We start from the raw sequence: 13,416 nt of genomic DNA on the forward strand, positions 1-13,416 counted from the left end.
CCCCGGCCCCGGTACGCTCAAGGGCATGAGCGACTGGACCAGCACCGCGATCGCCCTGCTGGAAGCAGATGCCAACCGCAGCGCCGACACGCACCTGCACCTGTTCCCGCTGCCGCCGGAGTGGGGCATCGACCTCTACCTCAAGGACGAGTCGGTGCACCCGACCGGCTCGCTCAAGCACCGCCTCGCGCGCTCGCTCCTCCTCTACGGGCTCGTCAATGGGCGCATCCACGAGGACACCACCCTCGTGGAGTCGTCGAGCGGGTCGACCGCGGTGTCGGAGGCCTACTTCGCCCGGATGCTGGGGCTGACCTTCATCACCGTCGTACCCCGGTCGACGGTGCAGGAGAAGATCGACCTCATCGAGTTCTACGGCGGCACCTGCCATTTCGTGGACCGCGCGGAGGACATGTCCCCCGAGGCGCAGCGCCTGGCGGCGGACTGCACCGGGCACTACCTCGACCAGTTCACCTACGCGGAGCGTGCGACCGACTGGCGCGGCAACAACAACATCGCGGACAGCGTGTTCGGCCAGCTCGCCCAGGAGCGGCATCCGATCCCCCGCTGGATCGTCACGGGCGCCGGCACCGGGGGCACCAGCGCCACGTTCGGCCGCTACGTGAAGTACCGCCGCCATGACACCCGGATCGCCGTCGTCGACCCCGAGGGCTCGGCCTTCTACGACGGCTGGGCGGGCACGGTCGACCCGCCCGCCGGACGCCCGAGCCGCATCGAGGGCATCGGGCGGCCGCGGGTGGAGGCCTCCTTCGTGCCGTCCGTGATCGACGAGATGATCCAGGTGCCGGACGCGGGCTCCATCGCCGCGATCCGCCTCCTCCGCGAGCGCACCCTGCACTGGGCGGGCGGCTCCACCGGCACGAACCTCTACGGCGCGTTCCAGCTCATCGCCCGGATGCGTGCCGCGGGCGAGACCGGCAGCGTCGTGACCCTGATCTGCGACAGCGGTGTGCGGTACGCCGGCACGTACTACTCGGACGACTGGGTGGCACAGCAGGGGTGGGATCTCGCGCCGCACCGTGCGCGGCTGGAGCGGTTCCTGGAGACCGGGGTCTGGGCGGAGTGATCCTCGGGTTACGCTGACCCCATGACCACACTCATCCTCACTGTCGCGGGTGCCGATCGTCCGGGCCTGGTGGCCGCCGTCGCCGATGTCGTCGATGCCCATGGCGGCAACTGGGAGAACAGCTCCCTCGCCGAGCTCGCCGGCACGTTCGCGGGTGTCATCGAGGTGTCCGTGCCGACGGAGCGCACCGGGGAGCTCGAGACCGCGCTCCGCGGGATCCAGGGCCAGGGTCTGCTCACGCTCTCGGTGCTCACCGGCACGCCGGGGCCATCCGAGGACGAGGAGCAGCTGCTCGTGATGCAGGTGCTCGGCAACGACCGCCCCGGGATCGTGCGCGAGGTGTCGGCGGTGCTGAACGCGCACGCCCTGAGCATCGAGGAGCTCACGACCGAGACCCGGGAGGCCGCGATGGCCGGCGGGCGGCTGTTCGAGGCGTCGGTGATCGCGAAGGTCCCGCCGACGGTCGACCTCGACGCCCTGCGTGCCGACCTCGAGCGCCTCGCGTCGGAGATCCAGGTCGACATCAACCTCGGCTGACCCCCGTTCGAATCGCCTGAATGGCTCCATCCGGCCGCCGGATGGGACCAATCGGGCGATTCGAACGGGAGTCAGAGGCCGGAGTACCGCCGCACCCAGTACTCGGTGTAGGCGACGTGGGCGGACGCGGCGGCCGAGGCCGCGACGGGATCCGCGGCGGCGAGGCCGCGCAGGATCGCGCGGTGACCGGCGTCGGAGTGGATCTTGAGCTCCGCGGCATCCTCCGGGTCGGAGATCCGGTAGGCACGGGAGCGGGAGCGCAGCACGTCGATCAGGCTCGTCAGGGCCTCGTTGCCCGCCACCGACGAGATGGCCATGTGGAACTCGTGGTCGAGGCGGGACTGCGCCTCGAAGTCCGTCGTCGACTCGATCTCGGTGAGCACCGCGTCGAGCGCGGCAACCGTGTGCTCGTCGATCCGGGCCGCGGCGAGCGCCGCCGCATGCGGCTCGAGCACCCGTCGGAGCTCCGTCAGCTCCAGCACCCCGGCCATCGGCAGCAGTCCGACCGTGAGGGAGAGACTGCCGATGAGGTCGGCGGCGCGGAGCTCGCTGACGTAGCTGCCGGAGCCGTGCCGCGTCTCCAGCACGCCCAGTGCGGCGAGGGTGCGGATGGCTTCGCGGAGCGATCCCCGTGAGACGCCGAGCCGTTCGCACAGCTCCCCCTCGCTCGGCAGCCGGTCGCCGGGGCGCAGGGCACCGTCGGCGATGAGAGCCCGCAGGCCGTGCAGCGCCGTGTCGAGTGCGCTCATCGTCATCCTCTCTGCCACTCCCCCATCCCTCGTGAAGTCTGTCGGACACACCGGTCGCCGCAAACTCGTATGACAACTATGTTTCATCTCTCCGGTTTCGTAGCCAAAAGCGAAGGCGTGTGGCAAAGTTGTGCAACAACTCGCCCCCACTCATCGATGAGGTCCGATGCCCGCTCCGCAGTTCCCCGCTCCGCTCACGCTGAACTCCGGCCTGCGGGCGCGCGACGCCTGGCCGCTCGACCCGACCGTGATCCACCTCAACCACGGGTCGTTCGGGGCCGTGCCGTCGGTGGTGGTCGCCCACCAGGACGCGCTGCGCCGCCGCGCCGACCTGAGCCCCGTCGAGTGGTTCCCTCGGATCGCGGAGCGGGTGCAGGACGCCAGGCAGCGGACGGCCCCGTTCGTCGGAGCGCGCGCGGAGGACAGCGTGTTCGTGCCCAACGCCTCCGCCGCGGCCACCGTCGTCTACAACGCCCTCCAGCTCGACAGCGGCGACGAGATCCTCGTGACCGACCAGGGCTACGGCGCCATCACCATGGGCGCCGAGCGCCTCGCCCGACGCTTCGGCGCCTCCGTCCGCACGGTCGCCCTGCCCCTGCTCGCGGATGACGACGAGATCGTGCAGCTCTTCGCCGACGCCCTCACCCCGCGCACCCGGCTGCTCGTCGTCGACCAGATCACCTCGCCCACCGCCCGCCTGCTGCCCACCCGCCGCATCGCCGACCTCGCGGCCGAGCGCGGCGTGCGCACCCTCGTCGACGGCGCCCACGCTCCCGGTCTCATCCCGGACGCGGCAGCCGCCGCCGGCGGCGACTGGTGGTTCGGCAATCTGCACAAGTGGCCCTGCGCCCCGCGCGGCTCCGCCCTCCTCGTCACCACCGCCCCCGACCGCGACGAGCTCTGGCCGCTGATCGACTCCTGGGCCGCGCGCGAGCCGTACCCCGAGCGCTTCGACACGCAGGGCACGATCGACGCGACGACCTACCTCGCCACCCCCACCGCGATCGAGTTCATCGAGGCCGAGTTCGGATGGGCGGCCGCCCGCGACGCCATGGCCGCACGTGCCGACGCCGGTGCCGAGCTCATCGCGGAAGCCCTGCGCCCCTTCAGCGACGAGGACCCGCTGACCCCGCTCCCCTCCCCGGTGCCGTCCATGCGGCTCATCCGGCTGCCGCTCGGCCTCGGCGCCACCCGCGAGGAGGCCGACGCGCTGCGCATGGACCTCCTCGACGAGGTCGGCGTGGAGACCGCGTTCACCAGCTTCCGCGGCGTCGGCTACTTCCGCCTCTCCGCGCACCTGTACACGGAGGCGTCCGACATCGAGGCGTTCGTCGAGCGCTGCGTCCCCGCGATCCTGCGCCGCGCCGGCATCCGCCCCGCGGACGCCCTCATCCTCCCCTGACCCGCATCACCTCCCGCACGACCCACCCGAACACCCACCCACCCCCACCGAGAGGCACATCGTGAAGAACAAGATCTTGACGACCGCAGCCGGAGTCGGCACCGTCGCCGTCCTCGCACTCACCGGCTGCTCCGGAGGCTCCGGCTCGTCCGGCGGCGACGGCAGCGTCACCCTCCAGATGGTCGAGAGCCTGACGAATCCGGCGCGCACCGAGCTACTCCGCGGACTGCTCGACGAGTTCGAGAAGGACAACCCCGACATCACCGTCACCCTGGTCTCCCCGCCCACCGAGCAGGCCGACCAGAAGATCCAGCAGATGCTGCAGTCCGGCAAGGGCGTCGACGTGCTCGAGGTGCGCGACATCACCGTCGGGCCGTTCGCGAACAACGGCTGGCTCTACGACCTCGGTGCCGATCTGAAGAAGTGGGACGGCTGGGACGCGCTGACCGAGAACGCGCAGTCCGCCTCGGTCGCGGAGGACGGCAAGAGCTACTTCGTCCCCTACGGCTTCTACGGCCTGTCGCTGTTCTACCGCACCGACCTCGTCGAGCAGGCCGGCTTCGACGGCCCGCCGCACAGCTGGAAGGACCTGCTGGAGCAGGCGTCGGCGATCCAGGACCCGTCGAACAACATCTACGGGTACGCGTTCCGTGGCGGTCAGAACGCGAACAGCAACGTCGTCGCCGCGATCGAGGCCTACACGATCGACGGCCTCGACACGGAGGACGCGTTCCTCATGGAGGACGGCTCGACGATCTTCGCCGCCCCCGAAGCGCAGGAGGCCGTCGACGACTACTTCGACCTGTTCAAGGAAGCCTCGCCGCCGTCCGCCGTCTCGTGGGGCTACCCCGAGATGGTCGCCGGGTTCACCAACGGCACCACGGCCTTCCTCCTGCAGGACCCGGAGGTCATCGCGACGGTGCAGGACTCCTCGCTGACCGAGGACCAGTGGGACACCGCGCCGCTGCTCGTCGGCCCGTCCGGCAAGGCCGCACAGCCCCTCGCCGTCGCCGGCTGGGGTGTCGCGGAGAACAGCGAGCACAAGGAGGCCGCGGTGAAGCTCGTCGAGTTCCTGTCGTCCGCCGAGCCCGCCACCGAGTTCGCGCAGGCGAACAGCCTCGTCCCGATCATCGCGGCCGCCGCGGACGACGAGTTCTACTCCACCGGCCCCTGGACGAGCTACGTCACCATGACCGAGGACCCGGAGACCTACGTCAACGTGCGGCAGCCGCGCGGCGTGAGCTGGTGGACCGAGTGGATCCAGAAGTCCGACCAGGACGTGCAGAGCGTGCTGCTCGGCAACATGTCCACCAAGGACCTCCTCGCCTCGTGGGACGCGTTCTGGACCGAGAAGTACGCCGCGGAGAAGGGTTGATCCGTGGCCCGCACCATCCGTGAAGGGGGCTCCGTCGGCACCGCCGGCGGGGCCTCCCCGGCATCGCGTCGCCGCCCCTTCCGGGGCCGCACCGCCCTCACGCTGCTGGCCTTCCTCGCGCCCGCGATCGTCTTCGTCTGCTGGTTCACCTACTGGCCGATGCTGCAGGGCGCCCGCATGGCGTTCCACGACTGGAACCTGTGGGATCTCACGTCGACGCCGTTCGTCGGCTTCGACAACTTCCTCGCCGTCTTCCGCGACCCGGCGTTCCCGACCGTGGCCTGGAACTCGGTGCTCTGGGTGGTCGGCTCGCTCGTGCCGCAGCTCGTGATCGGGTTCCTCATCGCGCTCGCCCTGCGCAAGCGGTTCCGCTTCCGCGGCCTCTACCAGGCGCTGGTGTTCTTCCCGTGGGCGGTGTCCGGCTTCCTCATCGGCATGCTGTTCCGCTGGATGTTCAACGCCGAGTTCGGCGTCGTCAACGACCTGCTCATGAAGGCCGGTCTGATCGACGCCCCGCTGCCGTGGCTGGCCGACCCGAAGCTCGCGATGCTCGCCGTGATCGTCGCGAACATCTGGTACGGCGTGACCTTCTTCGCGATCATGATTTTGGCCGCTCTCCAGTCGGTGCCGGACGAGATGCTGGAGGCGGCGAGCCTCGACGGCGCCGGCAAGGTGCGGCAGCTGTTCTCGATCATCATCCCCTACATCTCGATGACGCTGCTGCTGACGATCCTGCTGCGCGTGATCTGGATCTTCAACTTCCCCGACATCATCTACGCGATGACGAACGGCGGCCCGGCCAACCAGACCCACATCATCACGACGTGGATGATCAACTACACGCAGCAGGGCAACTACGGCATCGCGAGCGCCATCGGGCTCATCGTCGTGGCGTTCCTCATGGTGTTCTGCGCGTTCTACCTGATGGCGATGCGGAGAGTGCAGCGATGACCATCACCTCATCCGTCCGGACCGGATCCTCGGTCACGGAGACCCGTCGCATCACGGTGCCCGACCCGAAGGCCGCCCCGCGTCCCAGGCCCCGCGTCACGGTGGGCGGCGTGGTGCGTATCGTCGGCCTGGGGCTGTGGCTGCTCGTCACGCTGTTCCCGCTGTACTGGATCACGCTCACCGCGTTCAAGTCGCCCGGGACCATCAACCGCTTCCCGATCGAGTACTGGCCGAGCGAACCCTCGCTCGACAACTTCACGAGCCTGTTCGAGAAGAGCTCGTTCGGGACGTTCCTGGCGAACTCGGCCATCGTGGCGGTGTCGGCGGGCGCGGTGGCGACGCTCATCGCCCTGCTCAGCGCCTACGTGCTGGCGCGGTTCGAGTTCCGCGGCAAGGGGGCGGTGCTCATCGCGTTCCTGTTGACGCAGATGATCCCGGCGTTCATCGCCCTCGGACCGCTGTACTCGATGATGACCGACCTCGGCCTCGTCGACACCAAGCCGGGCCTCATCCTCGTCTACATCGCGATCTGCATCCCGTTCTCCACGGTCATGCTGCGGGGCTTCTTCGAGAACGTCCCCGACGCGCTGGAGGAGGCGGCGATGATCGACGGCTGCTCGCGTCTCGGCGCCCTGTTCCGGGTGCTCGTGCCGGTGATGACCCCCGGCATCATCGCGGCGTTCATCTTCAACTTCGTGAACTGCTGGAACGAGCTGTTCCTGTCGGTCGTGCTGATGAACACCGACGCGAACCGCACCGTGCCCTCGGCACTGAACGGCTTCATCTCGACGTTCAACATCGACTGGGGCTCCATGAGCGCCGCGGCCGTGCTGACGATCCTCCCGACGATGGTGATGTTCGCCCTCGCCAGCCGCTGGATCGTCCAGGGCCTGACGGCCGGGGCCGTCAAGGAGTAACCCGCCCGAATCGCGCAAATGGTCCCATTCCCGGACGGAATGGGACCATTTGCGCGATTCGAAGGCCTAGACGAGCCGGGACTTCGGCGACACCGAGTACGTGTGCTCGGCGTCGCGGTTGACCGTGTCGCCGAGGGCCTCGTCGATCGCGGTCATGGTGTCGGCGTCGAGCTTCACGCCGGAGGCCTTGACCGTGTCGGCGAGCTGCTCCGGACGGGAGGCGCCGACGAGGGCCGCCGCGACGTTCGGGTTCTGCAGCACCCACGCGATCGCGAGCTGCGGCATCGACAGCCCCGCCTGCTCCGCGATCGGCTTGAGACGCTGCACCGCGGTGAGGATGTCGTCCTGCAGGAAGCTCTTGATGAAGCCCGCACCCGAGTTCTGATCCGTCGCCCGAGACCCCTCCGGCACCGGCTGACCCGGGAGGTACTTCCCGCTCAGCACGCCCTGCGCCATCGGCGACCAGACGATCTGCGAGATGCCGAGCTCCTCCGACGTGGGGACGACCTTGCCCTCGATGACCCGCCACAGCATGGAGTACTGCGGCTGGTTGGAGATGAGCTGGATGCCGAGCTGCTTCGCCAGGGCGTGCCCCTCACGGAGCTGCTCCGCGGTCCACTCCGAGACGCCGATGTAGAGCGCCTTGCCCTGACGGACGACGTCGGCGAAGGCCTGGAACGTCTCCTCCAGCGGGGTCTCGTAGTCGAAGCGGTGCGCCTGATACAGGTCGACGTAGTCGGTGCCGAGACGCGTCAGCGAACCGTTGATCGACTCGAAGATGTGCTTGCGGCTCAGGCCGGTGTCGTTCGGGCCCTTGGGGCCGGTCGGGAAGTAGACCTTGGTGAAGATCTCGAGGCTCTCGCGACGCTGGCCCTCCAGCGCCTTGCCAAGCACGACCTCAGCGGCCGTGTTGGCGTAGGTGTCCGCGGTGTCGAACGTGGTGATGCCGGCGTCCAGGGCGGCGTGCACGGTCTTGACCGCGGCGTCGTCCTCGACCTGCGAGGCGTGCGTGACCCAGTTGCCGTACGTGATCTCCGAGACCTTGAGACCGCTGTTGCCGAGATAGCGATAGTTGACCATGGACCCACGCTAGTCCCGCCAGGGGAACGGCGGGCCGGATCGGCCGCGATCGTCAGGCCGTGGCAGGGGTCGGCCCACGGCGGCCGGATGTGATCGCGGCCCCGACCAGCACGCCGACCGCGGAGAGCGCGCTGACCGCGTACAGGGGCAGGGCCCAGGGGGAGGCATCGGCGCCGCTGATCCCGAAGGTGTCGGCGAGGCCCATGCCCGGGCCGAACGACGCGACGAAGTAGGCCGGCGCCCCGCCCATGAGCAGCGCGAGGAACGTCATGCCGGCGACCACCGCGGGCGCCCGGGTGAGGAGGCAGACGACGGCCGTCCCGATGGCCAGGCACACGCCCGCACCGAGGATGCCGAGGACCGTCGGCGGCATGAGGCTCTCCCCGGCGTTCGACATCGCGGCCCGGACCTCGTCGAGCGAGAGGCCGCCCGGGGCCGCGGCGAGCGGATTGAGCACGAGGATCTGCACCGCGGCGAGGGCGGCGTACGCGGTGACGGCGAGCACGCCCGCGACGCAGATCCAGAGGGTGGGGCGCGGCACCGGTGTCATGCGGTCACCCTAGGCAGGGCTGCTGAGAGTCTCCCGGTACTCGCGCCAGGCGTCGCCCAGGCGGCGCACTCCCTCGGTGAGCACGTCGTCCGGCGCGGTGAACGGCAGGCGCACATGGTCGTCCGGCGCGGCGGCCGAGACCGCGAAGGCCCCGGTGCCCGCGATCGAGACCCCGTGCGCCGCGGCGACGCGCGCGAGAGCCGATGCGGAGCCGCGAGGCAGCGCCGCCCACAGCGCGAGTCCACCCCGTGGGGCGTCGGAGGTCCAGTCAGGGAGGTGCGCGGCCATCAGCTCCTGCAGCAGGAGGAGCCGCTGCTGGTGCACGCGGCTGTTGGCGCGGCGGAGCTCCGTCGCGTGCGCGATGAGGTCGAGCGCGAGGAGCTGGCCGGGCACGCTCGTGGACTGGTCGGCAAGCTGCCGGGCACCCCGGAGCCTCCGCACCAGCACGGGGTCGGCCCGCAGCCACCCGATCCGCAGCCCGGCCCAGGCCCACTTCGACACGGACTCGACGACGAGTACCGGGGCATCCGGCCGTTCCGACGCGAGCGTGGGCGGCACGACCCCGTCGAACGAGATCCCGGCGACGACACGGTCCTCGATCACGGGGACCCCGTACTGCGCGGCGAGCTCGGCCACGCGGTGCCGGGCCGCCGCGGGAAGTCGCGTCCCCGTCGGATTCTGGTGGTGCGGATTGAGCGCGACGAGCACAGGACGAAGCCGGGCCATCGCCTGCTCCAGCGCGTCGACGTCGAGGCCGTCCGCGCCCATCGGCACGCCGTGCACGGTGCCACCGCGCAGCCCCACGGAGTCGGTCACGCCCGGCCAGGTGATCTCCTCCGCGAGCACGACGTCACCCGGTTCCACGAGCGCGTTGACTACGAGGCTGATGGCCTGCTGCGCGCCATGGGTCACGAGGATCTGCTCGGGCGTGGTCGGCGTCCCCTCGGCACGGTACATGTCGGCGATGAGTTCGCGGAGCGCGGGGAGCCCGGCCGGGTCGGTCTCCGGGAGCAGGGCGAGGTCGAGCCGCGGCTGGTGGTCGCGGATGAGCTGGACACCGAGGTCCGGGATCTGCGGCACCGTGCGGAGCAGATCGATCGCGTTGGGGAGAGCCGAGAACAGGGCCTCGCCGCGGCCGGGACGGCGGTCAGCCGCGGGCGCCGTCCTCGCGCCCGAGACCCTCGTTCCGCTGCCCTGCCGGCGCTCGACGAGGCCCTGCTCGGCGAGAGAGGCATAGGCGGACACGACCGTGCCCCGCGAGACCGCGACCACCGCGGCGAGGGCGCGTTCGGCAGGCAGGCGGTCGGCGGGGCGCAGCTCACCGCCGCTGATCAGGGCGGCGATCGCCGCGGCGAGTCGCGTGGAGAGCGTGCCGTCGCCGTGCGCCCAGCGGCCGAGGCGTGCGGCGAGGGCGGTCGCGGACACCTCCCCGGCCTGGACGAGGGGCCCGGGGACCGATCCGTGGGCCACCGGCACCGCATTGGCCCTGTCGAGGGTGTCCATGAGATCCGATTCTGGACCAATGACAGTTCTCACGACCAGCTTCGGGCTCGATCTCGGTCCAATCGACCCGGATTGGACCATCGGCGAGCTCCTCGCATGGCTCGAGGACGACGCCCGCACGCACGACTCATCCCTCCGCGAACCGCTCGCCCGCATCGAGGCCGCCGTGACCGGCACCCCGTGGCCGACCGCCCCGTCCCCGGTGGCCCCGTCCACGGTCGCCCTGATCCGCTCCCTCGCGGTGGCGTCTCGGTCCGGGGGCCTCTCCCGCGTTCGAATCGCCCACTTTGCTCCGAATCCGGCCGGAATGGAGCAAAGTGCGCGACTCGAAACGAGTCAGGTGGCCTGAGCCCCGGCGCCGGAGGCGGGAGTGGTGACGATGTCGGCGCGGTCGCGGAAGCCCTCCGCCGTGACCCTGTCCAGCGCGACCTGCTTGCGGATGGCGAGCGCCTTCTCGTACAGGCTGGGGTCGCCGTAGCTCGTGAGCACCTTCACCAGCACCGGCAGCAGCTCGATCATGAAGAACAGCGCCGCGATGAGGATGTGCGCCCAGAGGATCGCGGGCTCCTTCTCACTCAGGCGGTTGAGGCCGCTGATCTGGCTCAGCAGCCCCACTGCCCCGGCGTTGCCCTGCGCCACGGAGTCCGCGCGGGCGTTGTAGGCCGCGAGCGCCTGCTCGTACGTGTCACGCGCGGCGGGGAGTTCATCCTTCGCCTGCTGACGGTTCTGGGACTCCGAGGCCGTGGTGTTCTCCTTGGCGGCGCTTCCGGCCGCGGCGAGCTCCTCGTTCGCGGTACGGAGCTGGGCCGCGAGCGCGTCGTAGGTCTGCTGGGCCTCGGCGAGCTGGGCCTGGGCGGCCTGAGAGCTCGCGCCCTCGCCGTTCACGCCGGTGCAGCCGGGGACGGTGCCCGCGCCCTCGCCCGTGAGCTCGCACTGGTACAGCGTGCGCGCCTGGTCGATCACGGCCTGCTGCTCCGTGAGCTTGGCCGTCAGGTCGTCGACCGTGGACTGGGCGGCGGACTCGGTCGCCGACGACGATTCGGTCCCCGCGACGATACCCGTGGCGGCCTGGTTCTCCAGTGCCGCGACGCGCTCGGACGCCGCGTCGAGCGCCTTCTTCTCGGGTCCGGTCTCGAGTGCCTCCTGATCGGCCTGCGCCTGGACGATGTTGGTCGCGGCGACCTCGCGGGAGATGTCGTTGTGGAAGATCTGCAGCACGAGCGGTTCCGCCACGACGAATCCGATGATCGCCGCCATGATCACGCGGGGGATCGCAAGGCCGATGAGCTTCCAGACGTTGCGGGTCGACGTCATGGTCGAGGTGAGGAAGCGGTCGAGGTTGAAGATGATCAGCGCCCACACGATCGCGAGCGGGATGGCGAGCCAGACCGCTGCGCGCACGCCGGTCGTGAGGGCGAAGAGCATGGAGATCGCGCTGACCAGGGCGGTGCCGGCGAGCACGAAGAACATCTGCACGAACCGCGGGGTCTCGCCGGGGACCCGGTCGAGGATCTCGCCCTCGGCCCCGCCGAGGATCGCGAGAGCACGGAGGCGCTCGGCGGCGGTGCGACGACGACGCGGCTTCCGAACGCGCTGCGGGCGGACCTTTCGCTCGGGGACGGGCTCCGCGTCGACCGGAGCGTCGGGCGCCGTCACCGGCTCGGGCGTCGGGTCGTCGGACGCGACGTCGGGCTGCGCGGACGTGTCGCCGGTCGGCTCGTACTCGCGCAGGAAGTCGAGGTCATCCGTCTCGGCGTTCGGGTCGCCGTCGAGGATGATCCGACCCTGCGAGTCGAAGCGACCCGGGCGGTGGGCGGAATAGGGCATCCCGATAATCTACGAAACTCCGCCTGTGCATACCGTGGAAGATCCCTTGGACGGGCCTTCGAGTCGCGCGAATGGTTGCATCCAGGCCGGATGTGGAGCCAGGTGAGCGATTCGAACCGGGGTCAGGCCATCGCCGCGGCGGCAGCCTCGTCCTCGGTCGTCGCGACGAGCTGCCCGCAGGCGCCGTCGATCTCCTTGCCGCGGGTGTCGCGGAGGGTCGTCGGGATGCCGGCGTCGTTCAGCCGCCGCACGAATTCGTCCGTGACGTCCTTCTCCGACGAGGTCCAGATCGAGCCCGGCGTCGGGTTCAGCGGGATCGGGTTCACGTGCACCCACCCGCGACCGCGCTGGTTGAGCTTGTCCGCCAGGAGGTCTGCCCGCCACGCATGGTCGTTCATGTCCTTGATGAGGGCGTACTCGATGGACACGCGGCGCCCGGTCTTGGCGTAGTAGTCGTAGGCCGCATCGAGCGCCTCGTCGACCTTCCACCGCGAGTTCACGGGGATGAGCTCGTCGCGCAGGTGGTCGTCGGGGGCGTGCAGCGACAGGGCGAACGTGACGGGGATGTTCTCGTCGGCGAGCTTGCGGATCGCGGGCACGAGTCCCACCGTCGACACGGTGATACCCCGGGCGCTCATGCCGAGACCGTCGGGCTGCGGGGCGACCATCGTGCGCACCGCGTCCATGACGCGCTTGTAGTTGGCGAGCGGCTCCCCCATGCCCATGAAGACGATGTTCGAGACGCGCTCCATGCTGTGATCGTCGCGCTTCTTGCCGCCCAGCTCGCCGTTCGCGATGGCCCGATTGGCCCGGACGATCTGCTCGATGATCTCGGCGGTGGACATGTTGCGCGTCAGCCCCGCCTGGCCCGTGGCGCAGAACGGGCAGTTCATGCCGCAGCCGGCCTGGCTCGACACGCACAGCGTGATGCGGCCGGGGTAGCGCATGAGGACCGACTCGACGAGCGCGCCGTCGTGCAGACGCCAGAGGAACTTGATGGTGTCGCCGCGGTCGGTCTCCAGCCGCCGCACCTCGGTCATGAGGGGCGGGAGCATGCCGGCGACGAGCTCGTCGCGGATGCCGGCGGGGAGGTCCGTCATCTCCGCGGGGTCGGACGTGTAGTGGCGGAAGTAGTGCGTGGCGAGCTGCTTGGCGCGGAACCCGGGGAGTCCGAGCTCCTTCACCTTGTCGATGCGCTCGGCCGGGGTGAGGTCGGCGAGGTGGACCGGCGGCTTGCCGCGCTTCGGGCTCGCGAACTGCAGCAGGGGGCGCCCCTCGGCGTCCTTCTTCTGGGTCCACCCCTCGGTCGCGGGGCGCACCTGTGGGGCCCGCGTCTCGCGGATCGCCCCCGAACGGGACGACGCGGGCGCGGTCGCGGGGCGCGTCTCGGGTGTGCGGGGGTTCTCGGCCATCCCTCCAGGGTACCGGGATGCGGGTGGGA

At 70.3% G+C, this 13,416-nt stretch carries 13 protein-coding genes; 7 read left to right on the plus strand and 6 right to left on the minus strand.

The genetic code is table 11. From position 1 onward, the window contains the following. Nucleotides 1–25: 25 nt before the first annotated feature. Both BK819_RS11035 and BK819_RS11040 read left to right on the plus strand, forming a co-directional pair. Entirely contained in the window at nucleotides 26–1,084 is a 1,059-nt protein-coding gene (locus BK819_RS11035; RefSeq protein WP_071329188.1) for a PLP-dependent cysteine synthase family protein, read from the plus strand. 21 nt (nucleotides 1,085–1,105) lie between these two features. Further along, nucleotides 1,106–1,621: a glycine cleavage system protein R gene (locus BK819_RS11040; RefSeq protein WP_062637081.1), complete on the plus strand. Its 516-nt coding sequence runs from the start codon at nucleotides 1,106–1,108 to the stop codon at nucleotides 1,619–1,621. A gap of 71 nt (nucleotides 1,622–1,692) precedes the next feature. Here the strand turns inward: BK819_RS11040 and BK819_RS11045 are convergent, their stop codons facing one another. After that, nucleotides 1,693–2,370, minus strand: a complete 678-nt coding sequence (locus BK819_RS11045; RefSeq protein WP_071329189.1) for a FadR/GntR family transcriptional regulator — start codon at nucleotides 2,368–2,370, stop codon at nucleotides 1,693–1,695. Between the two features lie 166 nt (nucleotides 2,371–2,536). Here BK819_RS11045 and BK819_RS11050 point away from each other — a divergent pair, with 166 nt between their 5' ends. The 4 genes from BK819_RS11050 to BK819_RS11065 all read left to right on the plus strand — a co-directional run bounded on the left by BK819_RS11050 (nucleotide 2,537) and on the right by BK819_RS11065 (nucleotide 7,015). Beyond that, nucleotides 2,537–3,772, plus strand: coding sequence for an aminotransferase class V-fold PLP-dependent enzyme (locus BK819_RS11050; protein ID WP_071329190.1), 1,236 nt, complete (start codon nucleotides 2,537–2,539; stop codon nucleotides 3,770–3,772). A gap of 61 nt (nucleotides 3,773–3,833) precedes the next feature. Then, on the plus strand, nucleotides 3,834–5,147 hold the full coding sequence (locus tag BK819_RS11055) for a sugar ABC transporter substrate-binding protein (protein ID WP_071329191.1): 1,314 nt from the start codon (nucleotides 3,834–3,836) through the stop codon (nucleotides 5,145–5,147). 3 nt (nucleotides 5,148–5,150) lie between these two features. After that, nucleotides 5,151–6,098, plus strand: coding sequence for a carbohydrate ABC transporter permease (locus BK819_RS11060; RefSeq protein ID WP_071329192.1), 948 nt, complete (start codon nucleotides 5,151–5,153; stop codon nucleotides 6,096–6,098). Next, complete coding sequence (locus tag BK819_RS11065) at nucleotides 6,095–7,015, plus strand: carbohydrate ABC transporter permease (RefSeq protein ID WP_218138560.1); 921 nt, start codon at nucleotides 6,095–6,097, stop codon at nucleotides 7,013–7,015. The genes BK819_RS11060 and BK819_RS11065 overlap by 4 nt, the downstream gene beginning before the upstream one ends. A gap of 66 nt (nucleotides 7,016–7,081) precedes the next feature. Here the strand turns inward: BK819_RS11065 and BK819_RS11070 are convergent, their stop codons facing one another. From BK819_RS11070 to BK819_RS11080, 3 genes are read right to left on the minus strand one after another with little or no spacing between them, the layout of a single operon-like run. Then, a complete protein-coding gene (locus tag BK819_RS11070; protein ID WP_071329193.1) occupies nucleotides 7,082–8,095 on the minus strand; it encodes an aldo/keto reductase family protein in 1,014 nt (337 codons plus the stop codon). A gap of 52 nt (nucleotides 8,096–8,147) precedes the next feature. Then, nucleotides 8,148–8,645 (minus strand): hypothetical protein, encoded by a 498-nt coding sequence (locus BK819_RS11075; RefSeq protein ID WP_071329194.1) that lies wholly within the window; start codon nucleotides 8,643–8,645, stop codon nucleotides 8,148–8,150. A 9-nt stretch (nucleotides 8,646–8,654) separates the two neighbouring features. Then, entirely contained in the window at nucleotides 8,655–10,148 is a 1,494-nt protein-coding gene (locus BK819_RS11080; RefSeq protein WP_083391757.1) for a PLP-dependent aminotransferase family protein, read from the minus strand. Between the two features lie 19 nt (nucleotides 10,149–10,167). Between BK819_RS11080 and BK819_RS11085 the strand changes: the two genes are divergently transcribed. Then, nucleotides 10,168–10,497: a hypothetical protein gene (locus BK819_RS11085; protein ID WP_071329195.1), complete on the plus strand. Its 330-nt coding sequence runs from the start codon at nucleotides 10,168–10,170 to the stop codon at nucleotides 10,495–10,497. On the opposite strand, the gene BK819_RS11090 is transcribed toward BK819_RS11085, so the two are convergent. Together BK819_RS11090 and rlmN are read right to left on the minus strand one after the other, a co-directional pair. Then, on the minus strand, nucleotides 10,485–11,975 hold the full coding sequence (locus tag BK819_RS11090) for a DUF4407 domain-containing protein (protein ID WP_071329196.1): 1,491 nt from the start codon (nucleotides 11,973–11,975) through the stop codon (nucleotides 10,485–10,487). The genes BK819_RS11085 and BK819_RS11090 overlap by 13 nt on opposite strands. Nucleotides 11,976–12,097: 122 nt before the next feature. Next, nucleotides 12,098–13,387, minus strand: a complete 1,290-nt coding sequence (gene rlmN, locus BK819_RS11095; RefSeq protein ID WP_256209448.1) for a 23S rRNA (adenine(2503)-C(2))-methyltransferase RlmN — start codon at nucleotides 13,385–13,387, stop codon at nucleotides 12,098–12,100. Nucleotides 13,388–13,416 lie beyond the last annotated feature (29 nt).

The sequence above is a fragment of the Microbacterium sp. LCT-H2 genome (assembly GCF_001866135.1).
Taxonomy (GTDB): Bacteria; Actinomycetota; Actinomycetes; order Actinomycetales; family Microbacteriaceae; genus Microbacterium.

Coding starts and splice junctions, on each gene's coding strand:
- BK819_RS11035 (WP_071329188.1), top strand. CDS start 26: ATGAGCGACTGGACCAGCACCGCGATCGCCCTGCTGGAAGCAGATGCC.
- BK819_RS11040 (WP_062637081.1), top strand. CDS start 1,106: ATGACCACACTCATCCTCACTGTCGCGGGTGCCGATCGTCCGGGCCTG.
- BK819_RS11045 (WP_071329189.1), bottom strand. CDS start 2,370: ATGAGCGCACTCGACACGGCGCTGCACGGCCTGCGGGCTCTCATCGCC.
- BK819_RS11050 (WP_071329190.1), top strand. CDS start 2,537: ATGCCCGCTCCGCAGTTCCCCGCTCCGCTCACGCTGAACTCCGGCCTG.
- BK819_RS11065 (WP_218138560.1), top strand. CDS start 6,095: ATGACCATCACCTCATCCGTCCGGACCGGATCCTCGGTCACGGAGACC.
- BK819_RS11070 (WP_071329193.1), bottom strand. CDS start 8,095: ATGGTCAACTATCGCTATCTCGGCAACAGCGGTCTCAAGGTCTCGGAG.
- BK819_RS11075 (WP_071329194.1), bottom strand. CDS start 8,645: ATGACACCGGTGCCGCGCCCCACCCTCTGGATCTGCGTCGCGGGCGTG.
- BK819_RS11080 (WP_083391757.1), bottom strand. CDS start 10,148: ATGGACACCCTCGACAGGGCCAATGCGGTGCCGGTGGCCCACGGATCG.
- BK819_RS11085 (WP_071329195.1), top strand. CDS start 10,168: ATGACAGTTCTCACGACCAGCTTCGGGCTCGATCTCGGTCCAATCGAC.
- BK819_RS11090 (WP_071329196.1), bottom strand. CDS start 11,975: ATGCCCTATTCCGCCCACCGCCCGGGTCGCTTCGACTCGCAGGGTCGG.
- rlmN (WP_256209448.1), bottom strand. CDS start 13,387: ATGGCCGAGAACCCCCGCACACCCGAGACGCGCCCCGCGACCGCGCCC.